Annotated in this window: 13 protein-coding genes; 6 read left to right on the forward strand and 7 right to left on the reverse strand. The window is 74.7% G+C overall.

What is annotated here, in order from left to right; genetic code table 11:
- Window positions 1–113: 113 nt before the first annotated feature.
- From QHG49_RS29185 to QHG49_RS29205, 5 genes are all read right to left on the reverse strand, one after another.
- Window positions 114–983, reverse strand: coding sequence for a biotin-dependent carboxyltransferase family protein (locus tag QHG49_RS29185; protein WP_301491828.1), 870 nt, complete (start codon window positions 981–983; stop codon window positions 114–116).
- Window positions 980–1,597, reverse strand: a complete 618-nt coding sequence (locus QHG49_RS29190) for an allophanate hydrolase subunit 1 (protein WP_301491829.1) — start codon at window positions 1,595–1,597, stop codon at window positions 980–982. The genes QHG49_RS29185 and QHG49_RS29190 overlap by 4 nt, the downstream gene beginning before the upstream one ends.
- Window positions 1,594–2,352: a LamB/YcsF family protein gene (locus tag QHG49_RS29195; RefSeq protein WP_159699503.1), complete on the reverse strand. Its 759-nt coding sequence runs from the start codon at window positions 2,350–2,352 to the stop codon at window positions 1,594–1,596. The genes QHG49_RS29190 and QHG49_RS29195 overlap by 4 nt, the downstream gene beginning before the upstream one ends.
- A gap of 337 nt (window positions 2,353–2,689) precedes the next feature.
- Window positions 2,690–3,529: a putative hydro-lyase gene (locus QHG49_RS29200; protein WP_159699500.1), complete on the reverse strand. Its 840-nt coding sequence runs from the start codon at window positions 3,527–3,529 to the stop codon at window positions 2,690–2,692.
- Window positions 3,526–4,830, reverse strand: coding sequence for an MFS transporter (locus QHG49_RS29205; protein ID WP_301491831.1), 1,305 nt, complete (start codon window positions 4,828–4,830; stop codon window positions 3,526–3,528). Before QHG49_RS29205 ends, QHG49_RS29200 begins: the two co-directional genes overlap by 4 nt.
- A gap of 126 nt (window positions 4,831–4,956) precedes the next feature.
- Between QHG49_RS29205 and QHG49_RS29210 the strand changes: the two genes are divergently transcribed.
- The 4 genes from QHG49_RS29210 (at window position 4,957) to QHG49_RS29225 (ending at window position 13,080) form a co-directional block, all read left to right on the forward strand.
- Window positions 4,957–5,658 (forward strand): GntR family transcriptional regulator, encoded by a 702-nt coding sequence (locus tag QHG49_RS29210; protein ID WP_145490096.1) that lies wholly within the window; start codon window positions 4,957–4,959, stop codon window positions 5,656–5,658.
- A gap of 108 nt (window positions 5,659–5,766) precedes the next feature.
- A complete protein-coding gene (locus tag QHG49_RS29215) occupies window positions 5,767–7,308 on the forward strand; it encodes a hypothetical protein (RefSeq protein ID WP_201300520.1) in 1,542 nt (513 codons plus the stop codon).
- A gap of 157 nt (window positions 7,309–7,465) precedes the next feature.
- Window positions 7,466–8,347 carry a hypothetical protein gene (locus tag QHG49_RS29220; RefSeq protein WP_159699491.1) on the forward strand — a complete coding sequence of 294 codons (882 nt, stop codon included), beginning with the start codon at window positions 7,466–7,468 and terminating at the stop codon, window positions 8,345–8,347.
- A gap of 86 nt (window positions 8,348–8,433) precedes the next feature.
- Window positions 8,434–13,080, forward strand: coding sequence for a hypothetical protein (locus QHG49_RS29225; RefSeq protein ID WP_301491834.1), 4,647 nt, complete (start codon window positions 8,434–8,436; stop codon window positions 13,078–13,080).
- Between the two features lie 63 nt (window positions 13,081–13,143).
- Here QHG49_RS29225 and QHG49_RS29230 read toward each other — a convergent pair whose 3' ends face one another.
- Window positions 13,144–13,923, reverse strand: a complete 780-nt coding sequence (locus QHG49_RS29230; protein ID WP_301491835.1) for an IclR family transcriptional regulator — start codon at window positions 13,921–13,923, stop codon at window positions 13,144–13,146.
- 209 nt (window positions 13,924–14,132) lie between these two features.
- Window positions 14,133–14,648, reverse strand: a complete 516-nt coding sequence (locus QHG49_RS29235; RefSeq protein ID WP_280118861.1) for a hypothetical protein — start codon at window positions 14,646–14,648, stop codon at window positions 14,133–14,135.
- Between the two features lie 332 nt (window positions 14,649–14,980).
- On the opposite strand from QHG49_RS29235, the gene QHG49_RS29240 reads away from it, so the two are divergent.
- Complete coding sequence (locus QHG49_RS29240; RefSeq protein ID WP_301491836.1) at window positions 14,981–17,947, forward strand: nitrate- and nitrite sensing domain-containing protein; 2,967 nt, start codon at window positions 14,981–14,983, stop codon at window positions 17,945–17,947.
- On the forward strand, window positions 17,944–18,378 hold the full coding sequence (locus QHG49_RS29245) for a roadblock/LC7 domain-containing protein (protein ID WP_145490080.1): 435 nt from the start codon (window positions 17,944–17,946) through the stop codon (window positions 18,376–18,378). The genes QHG49_RS29240 and QHG49_RS29245 overlap by 4 nt, the downstream gene beginning before the upstream one ends.
- The last annotated feature ends 4 nt before the right edge of the window (window positions 18,379–18,382 follow it).

Here is an 18,382-nt window from a genome sequence, read left to right on the forward strand (position 1 = left end):
AGAGGTGTCGGCGCCGCCTGCCGGGCGGGCCCGCGCCATCCGCCGTCCCTCCGGGGGCGGGCCGCCTTGTAGCCGGTGAGGCCCCGCCCCGCCCTGCCCCTTCCCGTCCGCCGTCAGCGTCCTCGCACCGGCACGAAGCGCAGAGGCGTTCCCGGTGCCGCCTGGGCCGCCGCCGGGAGGTCGGCGGGGTGGACCACGGCGATCACCGGGTAGCCCCCGGTGGTCGGGTGGTCGGCCAGGAAGACCACCGGGCGGCCGTCCGGCGGTACCTGTACGGCGCCCAGCACCATGCCCTCGCTGGGCAGTTCGTCCCCGCGGGCGCGTTCCAGCGGGGGGCCCTCGGTGCGCAGGCCGATGCGGTTGCTCGCCGGGGACACCCGGTAGGCGCGCGCGGTCAGGTCGTACCGGCCGCGTGTGGTGAACCAGTCCGCGCGCGGACCCGGCGTCACCCGGAGCACGAGTTCGGCCGGCGGGCCCGGCTGCGGGGCCGTGTCCAGGTGCGCGGGCGGTCCGGCCGGGCGGCCGAGCGGCAGCACCGTGCCCTCGGCGAGCGGGGGAGGCCCGAGGCCGGACAGCAGATCGGTGGCGCGGCTGCCGAGCACCGGCTCGACGGTGACGCCACCGCGCACGGCGACATAGCCGCGCACCCCCGCCGACACCGCGCCCACCTCCAGGAGCGCACCGGCGGGCACCGGCACGGGCGCGCCCCACGCCGCCGGGCGGCCGCCGACCGCCACCGGGCAGGGCGCCCCGCCGACCGCCACGGTCACCGTCGAACGGGGGCGCAGCGCACACCCGTCGAGCGTCGTCTCCAGCACCGCGGCGTCCGGCCCGTTCCCCACCAGCCGGTTGACGAGCGCCGCCGCGGGCGGATCCAGCGCCCCCGAGCGGGGCACCCCCAGATGCGCGTACCCGGGCCGCCCGAGGTCCTGCACGGTGGTCAGCATCCCGGGCCTTACGACGACGAGCGCACGGTCGGTCATGGCCCCTCCACCGGCACGAAGCGCACCCGGGTGCCCGGCGAGAGCAGCGCGGCCGGTTCGCGGGTGTGGTCCCAGAGCACCGCGTCCGTGGCGCCGATCAGCTGCCAGCCGCCCGGCGAGGCTCGCGGGTACACACCGGTGTACGGCCCCGCGAGCGCCACCGCGCCGGGCGGGACCGCCGTACGCGGGGTGGCCCGCCGCGGGACGGCGTAGCGGGCCGGGAGCCCGGTCAGATAGCCGAAACCGGGCGCGAAGCCGCAGAAGGCCACCGTGAACTCGGTGCCCGCGTGGATACGGACCGCCTCCCGCTCGGAGACCGCCCAGCGCGCGGCGACGGCGGCGAGGTCGGGGCCGTCGTAGCGCACCGGGATCTCGACCGGCGAGCGGGCCGGGGGAGCGGGCAACTCCCCTTCCAGCGAGGTAAGTTCGGATGCCCAGCGGGCCGGGTCGGGCAGTCCGTCCAGCAGGACCGTGCGCGCGGCCGGCACGATCTCGCGGACGGTCAGCGTGCCCTCCGCGCGGCGCCGCAGCAGCGCCGCGTGCAGGGCCCCCGCCTCCTCGGCCGAGTCCACCTCGATGAGGAGCGCCTCCCGGCCGGCCGGCAGCGCCCTCATGCGAACGCCTCCACCCGGGCGCCGGCCGCGACCAGCCGCGCCCGCACCTGCCGGGCCAGCTCCACCGCCCCGGGGGTGTCGCCGTGCAGGCACAGCGAGCGGGCGCGCACCCGGACCCGTGCGCCGGAGTGCGCGGTGACCGTACCGGAGCGCACCAGCTCCACCGAGCGCCGTACGACCGCCTCCGGATCGCTCACCACCGCGCCGTCCAGACTGCGCGGCACCAGCGTGCCCTCGTCGGTGTACGCGCGGTCCGCGAACGCCTCCGGCACGGCCGGCAGTCCCGCCTTCTCGGCCAGCGCGAGCAGCCGCGAGCCGGGCAGGCCGAGGACCGGCAGCGCGGGGCCGGCGAGGAGCACGCCGTCGATCACCGCGCCCGCCTGCTCCTCGTCGCGGACGACCCGGTTGTAGAGCGCGCCGTGCGGTTTGACGTACGCCACCCGGGCCCCGGCGGCGCGCGCGAACACCTCCAACGCGCCGATCTGGTAGGCCACTTCGGCCGTCAGCTCGGCGGCCGGCACCTCCATCGCGCGCCGCCCGAACCCGGCGAGGTCCCGGTAGGAGACCTGGGCGCCGATCGTCACCCCGCGGGCGGCGGCCAGTTCGCACACCCGGCGCATGGTGGCCGCGTCCCCGGCGTGGAAGCCGCAGGCCACGTTGGCGCTGGTGACGACGGACAGCAGCTGTTCGTCCTCGGTGAGCCGCCAGCGGCCGAAGCCCTCGCCGAGGTCGGCGTTCAGATCGATCACGGTCATGGTCGTTCCCGTATCTCCGGTTCGTCGGCTCATGAGCTTGTCGGTATGTCGGCTTGGTGGGCTGTGAGTTCGTCGGCTCGGCGGCTCATCGGCCTGTCCGTTCGTCCGATCGTCCGTTGGTCGGCTCGTCCGTTCGTCGGGCTGTTGGCTAGTCGGTTCGTTGGGATATCGAGTAGTCGCCTGGTCGGGTAGTCGGGTAGTCGATATGTCGGGTGGTCGGCACTTCGGCCAGTCGGTCCGTACGTCTGTCGTGCCGTACGTCTGTCGGCCTGTACTCCTGTACGCATGTCGGCCCGTATGTCTGTCGGTGCACCGGTTCGGCTTCCGTGCGGCGCTGTCAGTCGACGCCGACCAGCCGGTACTGCTCGTCGCGGGCGTCGGTCAGGAACATCTGGCCCGGGGCGTGGGTGATGGCGAACGGCGGCCGGGAGGCCATCACCGCCGCCTGCGGGGTCACCCCGCACGCCCAGAACACCGGGATGTCGCCCTCCTGGCGGGCCACCGGGTCGCCGAAGTCCGGCCGGTCGAGGTCCGCGATGCCGAGCCCCGCCGGGTCCCCGCAGTGCACCGGCCCGCCGTGCACGGCCGGCAGCAGGCTGCTCTCGCGGATCGCGGCCCCGAGCCGCTCGGGCGGCACCGGCCGCATGGACACCACCATCGGACCGCTCAGCCGGCCCGCCGGGCGGCACGGGCGCCCGGTGACGTACATCGGCACATTGCGGCCCTGCTCGACGTGGCGGATCGGCACGCCCGCCCGGCTCAGCGCCCATTCGAAGGTGAAACTGCATCCGAGCAGGAACGTCACCAGGTCCCCGCGCCAGTGGGGCCGCGCGTCGGTCGGCTCCGCGACCAGCTCGCCGTCCTGCCACACCCGGTAGCGCGGCAGATCGGTGCGCAGATCGGCGCCCTCGGCGAGCACCGTCGTCGGGGAACCGGCGTCGGTGACGTCGAGCACCGGGCAGGGCCGGGGGTTGCGCGTGCAGAACAGCAGCATGTCGTAGGCCCAGTCGGCGGGCACCGCGATCAGGTTGGCCTGGGTGTGCCCGGCCGCGACCCCGGCCGTGGGGCCGGCGAGACCCGCGCGGAACCGGGCCCGCGCGGCCCGCGGGCTCCAGGCGGGCGCCCGCTCGTCGAGCGTGGTGACGGGACGGTCCTCGGTGCGCTGCACCCGTGTCATGCCAGTTCCTTCCCGCGCGTCTCGGGCAGCCCGAGCAGCGCCAGCGCCGCGATCCCGTAGCCGACCGCGCCGAAGACCAGCGCGCCGCCGACGCCCCAGCTGTCGGCCAGGAAGCCGACCAGGGTGGGGAAGACCGCGCCCACCGCGCGGCCCGTGTTGTAGGTGAAGCCCTGTCCCGTGCCGCGCACCGCCGTCGGGTACAGCTCGCTGAGGTAGGAGCCGAAGCCGCTGAAGATGGCCGACATGCAGAACCCGAGCGGGAAACCCAGCACCAGGAGCACGGTGTTCGCGCCCTGCGGGATGTGCGCGTACGCCAGCACGCACACCGCCGACAGCAGCGCGAACAGCCAGATGGTGGCGCGCCGGCCGAGCCGGTCGGTGAGGTGGCCGCCGGTCAGATAGCCGAGGAACGCGCCGGAGATGAGGAAGGCGAGGTAGCCGCCGGTGCCGACGACGGAGAGGCCGCGGTCGGACTTCAGGTACGTCGGCACCCAGGTGGCCAGCGTGTAGTAGCCGCCCTGTACGCCCGTGGACAGCAGGCTCGCCAGCACGGTGGTGCGCAGCAGGCCCGGGGCGCCGGCGCGGCCCGGCCGGAAGATCGCGGTGAACGAGCCGCGGCGCGGGTCCTGTTCGCGGGCCGCGAGGGCCACCGGCGCGTCGTGCACCCGGCGGCGCAGCCACAGCACCAGCAGCGCGGGCAGCGCGCCGGTCCAGAACATCACCCGCCAGGCCAGGTCGTCGCCCGCGAAGGAGAAGACCAGCGTGTAGACGACGGCGGCCAGCGCCCAGCCGACCGCCCAGGAGCTCTGGACCGCGCCGAGGGTACGGCCCCGGTGGCGGGCGGAGGCGTACTCGGCGACCAGGATCGCGCCGACCGCCCACTCGCCGCCGAAGCCGAGGCCCTGGAGCGCGCGGAAGACCAGCAGCGTCTCGAAGTCCGGCGCGAAGCCGCAGGCCACGGTGAACACCGCGTAGGTGAGCACCGTGATCACCAGCGCCCGGACCCGGCCCACCCGGTCGGCGAACACACCCGCCAGGGCGCCGCCGACCGCCGAGACCACCAGTGTGACGGTGGTGAACAGCCCGGTCTGGCCGCTGTCCAGGCCGAAGTACGCGGAGAGCGCCACCATGCTCAGCGGCAGCGTGAAGTAGTCGTAGGAATCCAGGGCATATCCGCCGAAAGCCCCGGCGAACGCGCGCCACCCGTGCGGGCCGAGGTCGCGCAGCCAGCCGAACGTGCCGTCTTGGGGCGCGTGTTCGAGGGCGGGTGCGGTGGCGGGGGGAGGAGGGGTCGTGCTCATGGGCACCTCGCAGGAGGGGACGGAGGGTGCGGTGAAGTGAGCCGTGCCGAGCACCGTAGAGGATTGTTCAACGATCCCTCAATACTCATGTTGTTTCGTTCCGCTGCCTGCGGTTGAATTCCGGGCATGGCAGAGCAACTGGCGGGACTGGCCGACGACCGCGCCCTCCTGGGCCGTACGAGCACGGCGGAGCGGGTTTCGGACATCCTCAGGAGCCGTGTCGCGGACGGGTACTTCCCGCCCGGCACCCGGCTGTCCGAGGACAGCATCGGCGGCGCGCTCGGCGTCTCCCGCAACACCCTGCGCGAGGCGTTCCGGCTGCTCACCCATGAACGACTCCTCGTCCACGAGCTCAACCGGGGCGTGTTCGTGCGGGTCCTGACCGTCGAGGACGTCGAGGACATCTACCGCACCCGCGCCCTCGTCGAGTGCGCCGTCGTGCGCGGCCTCGGCGAGGCGCCGTACCCCCTGCGGCGCCTCTGCGACGCGGTCACCGAGGGCGAGACGGCGGCCGCCGAGGATGACTGGAAAGCGGTGGGTACGGCCAACATCCACTTCCACCAGGAACTGGTCGCCCTCGCCCGCAGCGCCCGCACGGACGAACTGATGCGCAGCGTCTTCGCCGAACTCCGCCTCGCCTTCCACCTGGTGGACGACCCGCGCCGGCTGCACGAGCCGTACCTGACCCGCAACAGGGAGATCCTGGGCGAGCTGGAGGCCGGGGAGCGGGGCGCGGCGGAGGGGCTGCTGGAGAGGTACCTGGCGGATTCGCTGGAGCGGGTGGTGGAGGCCTACCGGCGCCGGACGGGCGAGAACTCCGCCCCATGAGGCGCCCCGAAGGGGGCGTGGGGAACTGCGCGACAAGCCCGTCGAACCGGCGCCGAAATCCGGCCCGCACTCGGTCGGCCGAAGCGGCACGGCTTCCCGTTTGGGTAGATGTCAGACCGAGGACCTACTCTGTGCACCGTGACTTCCGACCCCGCTAAGCCGCAGCTCAGCACAGCGCAGCGCCCCGCTCCGGGACCCGCCGCCGACGAGGGCCTCGCCCGTCGGCTGCGCGCGCTCGCGTGCACCGCGCCGCTGCACGACCTGGACGCCCGCAAGGGCAGCCTCGCGGGCGAGTACTCGGTGTACGGAATGGCCGAGGTGGCCCTCGCCGCCATCGACCTGGTCACGCTGAACATGGACTTCGACACCGGCGCCGACCACGAGCAGATCGTCGCCCGGCTGGTCCCCCGCATCGCCGCCCAGGCTCCGCACCGCCCCACCGCCGAGCACGAGCGCGTGGCCCGCTGGGTCATGGAGAACCTGATCAACGTCGGCAGCGTGGACCGCGGCTTCCGCGCCGTCTACGGCACCTTCGCGGCCGACGGCACCTATGTGCGCCGCGACTACGACTTCAAGCTCATCGAAGAGGTCCCGGGCCCCGGCGGCACGGTGTACCTGCGCACCACCGACGAGGCGGTCAACGTCCTGGTCGGCGCCCTCGACACCGACGTCACCAGCGCCCAGATCGCCGCCGAGGTCAAGCTGGAGGTGCTGATCAACCGGGGCCGGCTCGCCGACGCCCAGCTCGCCGCCGAGCAGGCGCGCTACCGCACGGTGCAGTACTCCGAGACCCTGCGCCGCGCCCTCGACGCCACCCGGCGCAACGTGCGCGCGGTCGACTGGCTCAACGCCGTCCCCGACATGATCGCCGAGGCCCTGGAACACGTGGCCGACCGCTACCGGCACGAGAACGCGATCCTCACCAACATCCGCAAGGCCCGCGACGAGACCGAGGAGCCCGAGCACAAGCGGCGCGCCGCCGAGCTGGTCGACATCGTCAAGGACTGCATCCGCAGGCACACCCAGCTCCAGTCCCGGCTGCTGGAGGCGGGCCCGCTGTTCCGCGCGGAACAGGACCGGCAGGCTTTCGCCGCCCCCGCGAGCACCGCCGGGATAGACCTGTACGGCCACCTGGTCGCCCCGGTGCTGACTCTCCCCGCCGAGCGGGCCACCCGGGTCACGGACGCCTTCTTCGCCCGCGGCACCGGCCTGCGCACCCCTGTCTCGGTGCGGGTCGCCGACCTCGTGGACATCCTGCTGACCCCGCCCGTGGAGCGTGAGCACCTGGGCGCGGAGATGCCCGAGCCCGACCTGATCGCGACGCCGGACGACAGCCGGTTCAGCGAGGAGCAGCTGGCCACCGCCATGGAGCTGCTCGACCTGCCCGCCGACGCCCCGCGCAGACTCTCCGGGCTGCTCGCCGAGGCCCGGCGCACCGGCGACCCCGATCTCGCGTACCTGGTGGCCCTGCTGGCGGTGCACGCGGCCAGCCCCGCCGTCGGCACCGCCTACCGGCAGGGCGAGGAGAAGCTGCTGTTCGCCGTGGACGACGGCACCGAGCTGGACGACCCCGAGTTCGGCGGCGCCGATCTGATCGTCGGCATGGCGCTGCTGGACGCGGCCGGCATGGCGGCGGACCGGGCGGCGTGAGTGGACCGGGCGGCGTGAACGGCATGAGCGGAGTGGGCTACATGAGCGGACCGGGCTGTAGGAGCGGGCCGGGGGCAATGAGCGCCAGGAGAGCGACCGCACGCGAGTGGTCCGCAAGCAGCATGAGCGAGTCAGAGAGCGACAAGGAGTCAAAGCCGTGAGCGAGCACGTCGAGTGGAGTGACACCGAGGCCCCGGCCCCGTCGGCGGCCCCCGCCGCCGTCACCCCCGCCGACGCCGCCGACGCGGCGCGGCTCGTCGCCTACGGGCTCCAGCCCAAGCTCCAGCCCGCCCGCGACCAGGACTACACCGAACTGCTGCGCCGCTACCGCGAGGACCCGGCGTTCGCCCGGCTCGCCGACGCCGTCGCCGCCGGTCTCGGACTCGTCGTCCTGGAGGTGTCCCCGCGCGCCGGGATGGCCGTGACCGCCGCCGAGGACTCGGTGTTCGCCGTCCGCATGGGCGACTACGCGCGTCGCACCACCGCCGACTCCGGCGACCGCTTCCTGCACGGCCTGGCCCATCTCGCCGTCGCCGCCCTCGCGTTCCCGCGCCCCGAGGACCTGGCCGACGACGGCTACATCGGCCGTGTCACGGTCAACGGCGTCGACGCGTTCGTCCGCCAGGCCTGCCGCCGCCTGGAGGAACGCGCCGAGGAACAGGGCGAGAACACCGACCCGGCCACCGACGCACCCGGCCTTGAGGCAGCCTGGCGGATCTGGGCCAGACGCAGCGCCACCGGCGCCACCAAGGACGCCCGCCGGCCCGCCTCCTCCACCACCGGCATCGTCGCCAAGGCCCTCGTCTTCCTCACCGACTCCGGCTTCCTCCAGCGCACCGGCGACGAGGGCGGCGGCACCTACCGCACCACCGCCCGCTACCAGCTCCAGGTCCGCGACATGGCCGGTACCGCCGCCATGGCCGAACTGATCGAGCTGGGCGTGGTCCCGGTGACCGACGGCACCGCCAGCCTGCTGCCCGCCGAGGACACCGACGACCTGGAGCTGGTGGCCGACGCGGGCCTCCCCTTCCACTCCTGAGGCGCTGAAGCACCGAAGCACGACGCACTGAAGCGCCCCGCGCCCCCGAACGACCGCACCTTTCACCAGACTTACGAGAGTCCGCCATGTACGAGCTGTCCCGGGTCCGCCTCTACTCCATCGGGCCCGCCGGTGCGCGCTACGCCGACACCGTGCTTGACCTGCGCGGCGTGGGCGAGCCCGTGCCCGATCCGGCGCCCACGCAGGCGGAGTTCTTCGCGGAGGAGCCGTCCGGCCCGCCGCGCCGCCCCGCGCCCGCGGGCGTGCTGTTCCTGGAGAACGGCGGCGGCAAGTCCGTCCTGCTCAAGCTGATCTTCTCGGTGATGCTCCCCGGCCACCGCAACACCCTCGGCGGCGCCAGCTCCGGCGTGCTGCGCAAGTTCCTGCTCGCCGACGACTGCGGCCATGTGGCGCTGGAGTGGCAGCATGTGCAGACCGGCGATTGCGTGGTGGTCGGCAAGGTCAGCGAGTGGCGCGGCCGCCAGGTCTCCAACGACCCGCGCAAGTTCGCCGAGGCCTGGTACTCCTTCCGGCCGGGCCCCGGACTCAGCCTGGACAACCTCCCGGTGGCCGAGTCCACCGCCGTACGCCCGGCCGCCGAGGGCGTGTCCGGCGCCCAGGGCCGCCGCCGCACCATGAAGGGCTTCCGCGACGCCCTCACCGAGGGCGGCAAGGCGTACCCGCACCTGGAGGTGCACTGGGAGGAGATCCACGAGCGCTGGACCGAGCACCTCGGCGACCTCGGCCTCGACCCCGAACTCTTCCGCTACCAGCGGGAGATGAACGCCGACGAGGGCGAGGCGGCCGGCCTCTTCGCGGTCAAGAAGGACTCCGACTTCACCGACCTGCTGCTGCGCGCGGTCACCGACACCCGGGACACCGACGGCCTCGCCGACCTCGTCAGCGGCTTCGGCAGCAAGCTCGGCCGGCGCGCCGAACTGATCGCCGAACGCGACTTCACGGCCGGCTCGGTGGACCTGCTCGGCCGGATCGTGGAGGCCGCCGACGCCCGCGGGCGCGCCCGGGACATCCACGCCGGCGCCGAGCGCCGCACCCGTACCCTCGCCCGGCGGCTGTCCGCCCGCGCCGTACAGGAACGCGTCCGGGCCGCCGACCTCGCCCAGCGGGTCACCGCCGCCGCGTACGCCGTCACCCACTCCGAGGGCGCCCGCGAGCGCAGCTCCCTCATCGCCGCCGAACTCGCCTACCGGCACGCCTCGCTGGCCCTCGCCGCCGCCGAGAAGTCCGCCGCCGCGCAGAAGCGCGAGCTGGCCGACGCCCGCACCCTGCACTCCGCCTGGCAGGCCGCCGAGGCCGTGCTGCGCCACCGCGCCGCCGCCGACCGGGTCGCCCGGGTCTCCGCCGCCATCCAGGAGGCCGAACGGGACGCGGCCCCCGCCCTCGCCGCCCGCGCCAGGGCCGCCGTGGACCTCGTACGGGCCCTGCACGCGGCAGCCGGGAGCGCCGAGGACCTGGCCAACGAGGAGGAGGAGCGCTCCGCCGCCCTCCAGGAGGCCGGTGACGCCGCCTACCGCGACTCCACCGCCGCCGCCACCGAGGCGCAGCGCGCCCGCAGCGAGGCCGGACATCTGCGCCAGCGGCTCACCGAGGTCGAGCAGGAGACCGCCGAGGCGGTCCGCGCCGGCTGGCTGGACGACAGCGCCCCCGACGCCGACCCGGCCCGCGCCGCACTCGCCGCCTCCGACGCCGAGAAGACCGCCGTCGCCGCCTGGGACACCGCCCGCGAGGCCGCCCGCACAGCCACCGAGCACGCCCGGGAGACGGCCGCCGCCGAGTCCCGCGCCGAACTGACCGCGGCCCGCGCCGCCGACGCCGCGACCGCCGCCGCACGCTCCCACGACGCCGAACGCCGCCTCGCGGACGCGCTGGCCGCCGAGGAACGCCTCGCCGAACTCCTCGGCCTGCCCGGTACGGCACCCCGCGCCGGCCTGCCCGCCCAGCGCACCGACGACACCGAGGGCGCCCCGCGCACCGACCGGGACGACCTGGCCGCCGGACCCCTCACCGCCGCCGAACTCGACCGCTGCGCCGACGAGTTGCGAAAGCTCCTCGACGACGCGGTGGGCACCGCCGAACGCCAGCTCTTCGACCTGCGCACGGCCGCCGCCGACGACTCCCGCATCCTCGGCGCGCTCGGCGACGGCGGACTGCTGCCGCCCGGCCCGGACGTCCTCGCCACCGTCGAGTTCCTCGGCGAGCACGGCATCCCCGCGCTGCCCGGCTGGCGCTATCTCGCCCAGGCCGTCGACCCCGCCGACCACGCCCGGGTGCTCGCCGCCCGGCCCGAGCTGGTCGACGGCGTCATCATCACCGACCCCGACACCCACGCCCGGGCCCGCGAGGCACTGGCCGACGCCGCCCTGCTGCCGCGCTCCGCCGTGGCCGTCGGCACCGCCGCCGCCCTGCTCGCCCCGACCCCCGCCGAAGACACCGCCCCGCACGGCGTGTTCCTGGTGCCGCCGAACCCGGCCATGCACGACGAGCACGCCGCCGACGAGGAGCGCCAGGCCCTGCGCGCCCGCGCCACCGCGCGCGACGAGGAGATCCGGGCCCTGGCCGCCCGGCTCGGCAAGGACCGCGAACTCGCCGCCCGGCTCACCTCCTGGCGCACCGGCTGCCCCGCGGGCCGCCTGCTCGAACTGGCCCGCGCCGCCGAGGAGGCCCGCGCCTTCGCCGAGGAGTCCGAGGCCGAACTCGCCGAGGCCCGCACCCTGCGCGCGGAGGCCGAGGAGAGCGCCGCCGAGGCCGTACGGCTGCGCGACGAACGCCAGGAGGCTGCCCAGAAGGCCCGGCGCGCCGCCGACGCCCTGGCCGGACTCGCCCACCGGCTGCGCGAACGCGCCGGCTGGCAGGCCCGGCTGCGGGAACTCGCCGACGAGGCCACCGAGTCCGAGGCCCGCGCCCAGACCTGTCTGGACCGCGCCCGCGCCGCCGACGAGGACCGCCGCGCCGCCCAGCGCGCCGCCGACGACGCCCGCCGCACCGCCCGCGCGCTGCGCGCCGAGCGCGCCGAGATCGCCGGTGCCCCCGACGACGTACCGGTCGAGGAGAGCGACACCCCGAAGGCGTCGCTGCCCGCGCTGCGCGAGGCGTACCGGGCCGCGTCCCAGGTGTACGAGAAGGTCGGCGTCGGCGCCGATCTGCGTGCCGAGCAGGCCCGCGCCGAGAGCGACGAGAGCGCCGCCCGCACCGAACTGGACCGGCTCAGCAACAAGGTCCGCACCCGTGCCGAGCAGCTCCTCCAGTCGCCCGACGGCTCCGACGGGCCCTCCCGGCAGGCGGCCGCCGCCCGTGCCGAGGAGCTGGTGCAGCTCCTGGAGACCCGTATGTCCACCGCGAGCGAGCAGCTCGGCCGGCTGCGCGGCGAGGCCGAGCGGCACGCCCCCGAGGACGGCGAGGCGCACACCGAGCTGCCCGCGGACCAGGTGCCGCGCGACGCCGAGCACGCCCAGGCGCTGCTGCGCACCGCGACCACCGAACTCGCCACCCGTACCGAGGCGTTGGCCCAGGCCCGGGACGCCCACGGCGAACTGCTGGCCGCCCACCGTGCGGCCGAGGACGCGGCCGGCGGCTTCGACGAGATCGCCGCGATGCTCCGCGACCTGCTGCGCGAGCAGGCCGGCGAGGAGGAGCCGGAGGAGACCGAGCCCTACCCCGGGACCCTGGAGGAGGCGCGGCAGTCCGCCGCCGAGGCCCGCCGCTCGCTGCGCGGCTGCGCCGCCGATCTGTCCGCTGCCGAGGCCGGGGTGCGCGAGGCGAGCGATGTGCTGGTGCGGCACGCCAACTCCACGCGCTACGAGCAGGTCCGCACCCCCGCCCGGCAGCAGATCCGCGAGCTGCCCGCCGCCGCGCTGCCCGAGCACGCGCAGAAGTGGGCGGACGCCTTCGCGCCCCGGCTGCGGGTCCTCACCGACGAGCTGGCCCAGCTGGAGCGCAATCGCGACTCGATCGTGGACCGGCTGCGCGGCCTGGTGGAGTCGGCCCTCGCCACCCTGCGCTCCGCCCAGCGCCTGTCCCGGCTCCCGGAGGGGCTCGGCGAGTGGTCGGGCCAGGAGTTCCTGCGCATCCGCTTCGAGGAGCCCGACCAGGCCACGCTCACCGAACGGCTCGGCGAGGTCATCGACGAGGCCACCCGCGCCGCCGTCAAGAAGAACTCCGACATGCGGCGCGACGGCATGTCCCTGCTGCTGCGCGGTGTCGCGGCGGCCCTGGAGCCCAAGGGCGTGGCCGTCGAGATCCTCAAGCCCGACGCGGTGCTGCGTGCCGAGCGGGTGCCCGTCGGGCAGATGGGCGACGTCTTCTCCGGCGGCCAGCTGCTCACCGCGGCCATCGCCCTGTACTGCACGATGGCCGCGCTGCGCTCGAACGACCGGGGCCGCGACAAGCACCGGCACGCGGGCACGCTGTTCCTGGACAACCCCATCGGCCGCGCCAACGCGACCTATCTGCTGGAACTCCAGCGAGCCGTCTCCGACGCCCTCGGCGTCCAGCTCCTGTACACCACCGGCCTGTTCGACACCACGGCCCTGGCCGAGTTCCCGCTGGTCATCCGGCTGCGCAACGACGCGGACCTGCGGGCGGGACTGAAGTACATCAGCGTCGAGGAACACCTGCGCCCCGGTCTGCCCCAGCAGCCGCAGGCGGGGGAGGCGGGGCACAGCGAGATCACGGCGACCAGGATGTTCAAGAAGCCGGCGGCGGTGAACGCGTAGGGGGAGAGGGGGAGTCCGTCCGCCCGTCCTACAGCGCGCGGGCAGTCTTGCGGTGTCCGCCGCTCAGAAGCCGTACCCCATGCGGCGGGACAGCTCCGTGCCCGCCGCGGCCGTGCGCCGGGCCACCTCCGCCAGCCGGTCCGGGTTCAGCCGGTACACCGGGCCGGAGACGCTGATCGCCGCGATCACCTCGCCGTCGTGGGCCCGCACCGGGGCGGCCACCGCGGCCAGGCCCGGCTCCAGCTCCTCGGCCGTCACACCGTAGCCCCGCTCCACCACCCGGTCCAGGTCGGCCCGCAGCGCCTCGGCGTCGGTGACGGTGCGTTCGGTGAACCGGCGCAGGGGCCGGGCGAGCAGGCTCTCGCGCGCGGCGGGCGGCTGGTGCGCGAGCAGCACCTTGCCGCTGGAGGTGGCGTGCAGCGGGGTGCGCCGGCCCAGCCAGTTCTGTGCGGCCACCGAGGCGGTGCCCCGGGCCTGCATGATGTTGACGGCGGCGTCCTCGTCCAGCACCGCGAGGTTCACGGTCTCGCCCAGCTCGTCGGCGACCTCGCGGCAGACCGGGACGCCCTCCTGGGAGATGTCCAGCCGCACCGCCGCCGCCCCGGCCAGCCGCAGCACACCGGCGCCCAGGTAGTACTTGCCGCGGTCCTTCGCCTGCGCCACCAGACCCCGGTGCTCCAGGACGCCGAGCAGCCGGAACGCCGTGGACTTGTGCACGTCCAGCTCGGTGGCGATCTCGGTGACACCCGCCTCGCCGTCCCGGGCGAGGATCTCCAGCACGCTCACGGCGCGGTCCACCGACTGCACCGCCCCGGCCGCCTGCTGCTTCTGCGCGTGGGCCATGGCTGGTCTCCCACCACCTGTCGGCCGGTCCGGAATCTGTTGCGCACAGCGCTCCTGCTCGCGCCATACGAAACATCATCGTACCGAAGTGGCCGAATCCAGCCGGTGGCCGAACGGGTTCCGGACAGGGTGTGGCCGGACTCCGGGCAGGCTCCGGGCGGCCCGGAGCCTGCCACGGCTCGACCGGCGGTGGCGGCTCGCGGTTCGGCTCAGGGGTGCGACAGCTGCCCCGCGCCGCCCCGCCGCCGTATCCGCGCCTGCTCCCGCAGGGCCCGCCGCTCCGCACGCCGGCGCGCCCGCCGCTCACGGCGCAGCGCGCGGGCCGTGCTGCTGGGCTCGGAGACCACGCCGTACCGCTGGTTCCACACCTGGCGGGTCACCCAGACGTCGACCACGGCCCAGGTGGCCACCACGGTGCTCACCACGCTGCTGATCACCATGGGGAACGCCGGCCAGGACTCCGCCATGGTGCACAGGAACGCCACCATCGCCTCTATCAGCGTGACCGAGATGATGATCAGCGCGCGCACCGCCGCCGCCCGCACCGGATCGGGCAGCGGATGCCGCCGCGCGGGCTCCTCGACCCACAACGGCCGGTACTCCGGCTGTATCCCGTACCGCTCCGCAGTGCCCTTCACCGTGTCACTCACTCCCCACCGCCCAAGGACCCCTCGCCCCGATGCCCGAAGCCCCGACTCCCCAGTAGCTGCCCGGCTTGCGCGGATTTACGCGGCCGGTGTGCGGGACGGGGCTTTCGCGGCCCGATCCGCCCCCGACTCCCTGACAGAAGGACGCACAAGACCCCGCGAAGATTCCCGCCTTGGGAAAAGTTCCAGCCAACCGCCATTCCCTGCCATGCTGTCCGGCCTCGGGGTACCCGCCGTATCGCGGTGGCAATCTCCCGCAATGCCCGGACAACTCGCCCCGTACCGCCGCCGCTGCGGAGGTTCACCTTCCGGACATGCCTTCGAGTTAGCTGTATGGCGGTAGTAGGCTCGCGCCGTTTGTTGACGCACATGCGCACCCCCGGCCCGCGGGGGTCGAGCTGGGGGAGGCCATGCGCTTTCGCGGGAAGTCGATCCGCCGGAAGATCGTGGCGCTGCTTCTCGTGCCGCTGCTGTCCCTGACCGCCATCTGGGGTTTCGCCACGGTGGTCACGGGCCGTGATGTGGCCCAGCTCTTCCGGGTCTCCGATGTCATGCAGAACATCGGCTATCCCACCGAGGACACCGTCCGCGTGCTCGAACAGGAGCGCCGCCAGACCCTCGTCTACCTCGCCGACCCACGCGCCTCCGACTCCCTCCCGGCGCTCCAGCGCACCCGCACCGCCAGCGACCGTGCGATCGCGAAGGTCCGCGAGAACGCGCAGAAGCGCCACCTGCGCCACGGCCTCGGCACCCAGGGCAGCGAACACCTCACCGCCGTCCTGGACGCCTTCAGCGGTCTGGACTCGCTGCGCCACAGCGTCGAGAGCGGCACCATCAGCCGCGCCCAGGCCCTCGACCTCTACAACCGCCTGATCGACCCCTGCTACTCGCTGCTCGCCGGGCTCGACGGCATCGACGACGTCGAGATGGACAAGCAGTCGCACGCCCTGGTCAACCTCACCCGCGCCCGTGAACTGCTCTCCCGGGAGGACGCCCTGCTCGGCTCCTCCCTCGTGGCGGGCCGGCTCACCCGCGAGGAGATCCGCGAGATCTCCGACCTCGTCGCCCAGCGCACCCTGCTGTACGACATCAGCCTGCCGCTGCTGCCCGCCTCCGAACGCGAGCGCTACGAGCGGTTCTGGGACAACGCCGGTACCGCCCCGCTGCGTTCGGCCGAGCAGTCCGTCATCGAGCACGGCTCCGGCCCCCCCGACGGTGTCACCGCCAAGAGCTGGGACTCGGCCGCGGGCAGTGCCCTGGCCGACCTCGGCACGCTGGACGACCAGGCGAGCGACCGCTTCCAGGACCGTATGCACCCCGTCGCCATGCGGGTCATCGCCCAGGGCGCCGTCGCGGGTCTGCTCGGACTGCTCGCCCTGCTCTTCTCCCTCGTCCTGTCCGTCCGGATCGGCCGCGGTCTCATCCGCGACCTGCGGCGGCTGCGCCTGGAGGCGCATGAGGCGTCCGGCGTCCGGCTGCCCGGCCTGATGCGCCGCCTGTCCGCCGGTGAACAGGTCGACGTGGAGACCGAGGTGCCGCGCCTGGAGTACGACCAGAACGAGATCGGCGAGGTCGGACAGGCCCTCAACACCCTTCAGCGGGCCGCCGTCGAGGCCGCCGTCAAGCAGTCCGAACTGCGCGCCGGTGTCTCCGAGGTCTTCGTCAACCTCGCCCGCCGCAGCCAGGTGCTGCTGCACAAGCAGCTCACCCTCCTCGACACCATGGAACGCCGCACCGAGGACACCGACGAACTCGCCGACCTCTTCCGCCTGGACCACCTCACCACCCGGATGCGCCGCCACGCCGAGGGCCTGGTGATCCTCTCCGGGGCCGCGCCCTCCCGGCAGTGGCGCCGCCCCGTGCAGCTGATGGACGTGGTGCGCGCCGCCGTCGCCGAGGTCGAGGACTACGAGCGGGTCGAGGTACGGCGCCTGCCGCGGGTCGCCGTGACCGGCCCCGCCGTCGCCGACCTCACCCATCTCGTGGCCGAACTCCTGGAGAACGCCACGGTGTTCTCGCCCCCGCACACCGCCGTCCAGGTCATCGGCGAGCGGGTCGCCAACGGCTTCACCCTGGAGATACACGACCGGGGGCTCGGCATGACGCCCGAGGCGCTGCTGGACAACAACCTGCGCCTCGCCGAGACCCCCGAGTTCGAACTCTCCGACACCGACCGGCTCGGCCTGTTCGTGGTCAGCCGCCTCGCCCAGCGCCAGAACGTCCGCGTCTCCCTCCAGCCCTCGCCCTACGGCGGCACCACCGCGATCGTGTTCATCCCGGACGCGCTGCTCAGCGACGAGGTCCCGGACACCAACGGCATCGGCTTCCGCCTCGACCGCGAGCGCACGGCGAAGAACTCCGGGCGCGCCGCAGGCGGCTCCCGGGCCCCGCTGCCGCTGTCCGGCCTGCCCACCACCGTCCTGGACGGCCCGGTGGAACTGGAGGCGCCCGTCGGCCTCGACGCCCTGGACGACTTCCCCGGCGCCCTGCCGGACGAGGACAGCGAGCGCGGCGGGCTCTTCCGCCACCGCCGCGCCCTGCCCCGGGGCGGCGACGACGGCCCGGGGCAGGACCCCGGGGACGACCGCGCGGTGGAGCGCCCGGCGGATCGCCCGGTGGGGGAGGAGACCGGCGAGCACGGACTCGTACCGCTGCCGCGCCGCCAGCCGCCCAAGCTGGTCAGCTCGCACGGCAGGCCGGTCACCGACCAGCGCGCCCACCGCCCCGACCCCGCCCGCCGCGACCCGGCGGCCCCGGACGACCGCGCGACCGGGGAGGCGTACGGCCCCGACGCGGGCGCTTACGGCGGCGACCGGAACCCGTACGACGTGTACGACCCGTACGGCGGCGACCGCGAACCGCAGCGCGCCGACCGCGAACCGCACCGCGCCGGGCCGGTCCCCCTGCCGCGCCGGGCGGCCCCCGCCCTGCGCCCGGCGGAACCGGCCGACCGCGTCGGGGAGGACGGGACGGCAGCGGCCGACGGCCTCGCGCCGACCACCGGACCCGGTGAAACCGCTCGCCCCGGCATCCCCGCGCTGCCCCGGCGCACCCGCCCCGCGGCGAACGCCCCCGGCGGCCCGGGCAACCCCGGCGGCCCCACCCGCGCACCCCGCGACGGCGACGGCCCCGCCGCACCCGGCGACAGCGCCCTGCCCCGCCGGGTGCGGCAGGCCAGCCTCGCCCCTCAGCTCAGGCAGGACCCCGAACGGCGCCCCGGGCGCACCGACGCGCCCGACGACCGGGACGCCGACGAGGTCCGCAGCCGGATGGCCTCGCTCCAGCGCGGCTGGCAGCGCGGCCGGGAGGAGAATGCCACGGGCGAGACCGCCCGCACCGGCACAGCACAAGGAACCACTAAGGGGGACGGTCGATGACCGCACCGAAGGCGACCGACCACACGGCGACGGGCGACGGGGAGCTGAACTGGCTCCTGGACGACCTGGTCGACCGCGTCGCCAGCATCCGCAAGGCCGTCATTCTCTCCGGCGACGGGCTGGCCACCGGCGTGTCCAAGGACCTGACCCGGGAGGACGGCGAGCACCTGGCCGCCGTGGCGTCCGGCTTCCACAGCCTCGCCAAGGGCGTGGGCCGCCACTTCGACGCGGGCGGCGTCCGCCAGACCGTCGTCGAACTGGAGGACGCCTTCCTGTTCGTCACCGCGGCGGGCGACGGCAGCTGCCTGGCCGTCCTGTCCGACGCCGACTCCGACGTCGGCCAGGTCGCCTACGAGATGACGCTCCTGGTCAAGCGGGTGGGTGTGCACCTGGGCACCGCCCCGCGCACGGGCCTGCCCACGGGCGGGTAGTGGG

Source organism: Streptomyces sp. WP-1 (assembly GCF_030450125.1).
Taxonomy (GTDB): Bacteria; Actinomycetota; Actinomycetes; order Streptomycetales; family Streptomycetaceae; genus Streptomyces; species Streptomyces incarnatus.

Coding starts and splice junctions, on each gene's coding strand:
- QHG49_RS29195 (WP_159699503.1), bottom strand. CDS start 2,352: ATGACCGTGATCGATCTGAACGCCGACCTCGGCGAGGGCTTCGGCCGC.
- QHG49_RS29210 (WP_145490096.1), top strand. CDS start 4,957: ATGGCAGAGCAACTGGCGGGACTGGCCGACGACCGCGCCCTCCTGGGC.
- QHG49_RS29240 (WP_301491836.1), top strand. CDS start 14,981: ATGCGCTTTCGCGGGAAGTCGATCCGCCGGAAGATCGTGGCGCTGCTT.
- QHG49_RS29245 (WP_145490080.1), top strand. CDS start 17,944: ATGACCGCACCGAAGGCGACCGACCACACGGCGACGGGCGACGGGGAG.
- QHG49_RS29205 (WP_301491831.1), bottom strand. CDS start 4,830: ATGAGCACGACCCCTCCTCCCCCCGCCACCGCACCCGCCCTCGAACAC.
- QHG49_RS29230 (WP_301491835.1), bottom strand. CDS start 13,923: ATGGCCCACGCGCAGAAGCAGCAGGCGGCCGGGGCGGTGCAGTCGGTG.
- QHG49_RS29200 (WP_159699500.1), bottom strand. CDS start 3,529: ATGACACGGGTGCAGCGCACCGAGGACCGTCCCGTCACCACGCTCGAC.
- QHG49_RS29225 (WP_301491834.1), top strand. CDS start 8,434: ATGTACGAGCTGTCCCGGGTCCGCCTCTACTCCATCGGGCCCGCCGGT.
- QHG49_RS29215 (WP_201300520.1), top strand. CDS start 5,767: ATGTCAGACCGAGGACCTACTCTGTGCACCGTGACTTCCGACCCCGCT.
- QHG49_RS29185 (WP_301491828.1), bottom strand. CDS start 983: ATGACCGACCGTGCGCTCGTCGTCGTAAGGCCCGGGATGCTGACCACC.
- QHG49_RS29190 (WP_301491829.1), bottom strand. CDS start 1,597: ATGAGGGCGCTGCCGGCCGGCCGGGAGGCGCTCCTCATCGAGGTGGAC.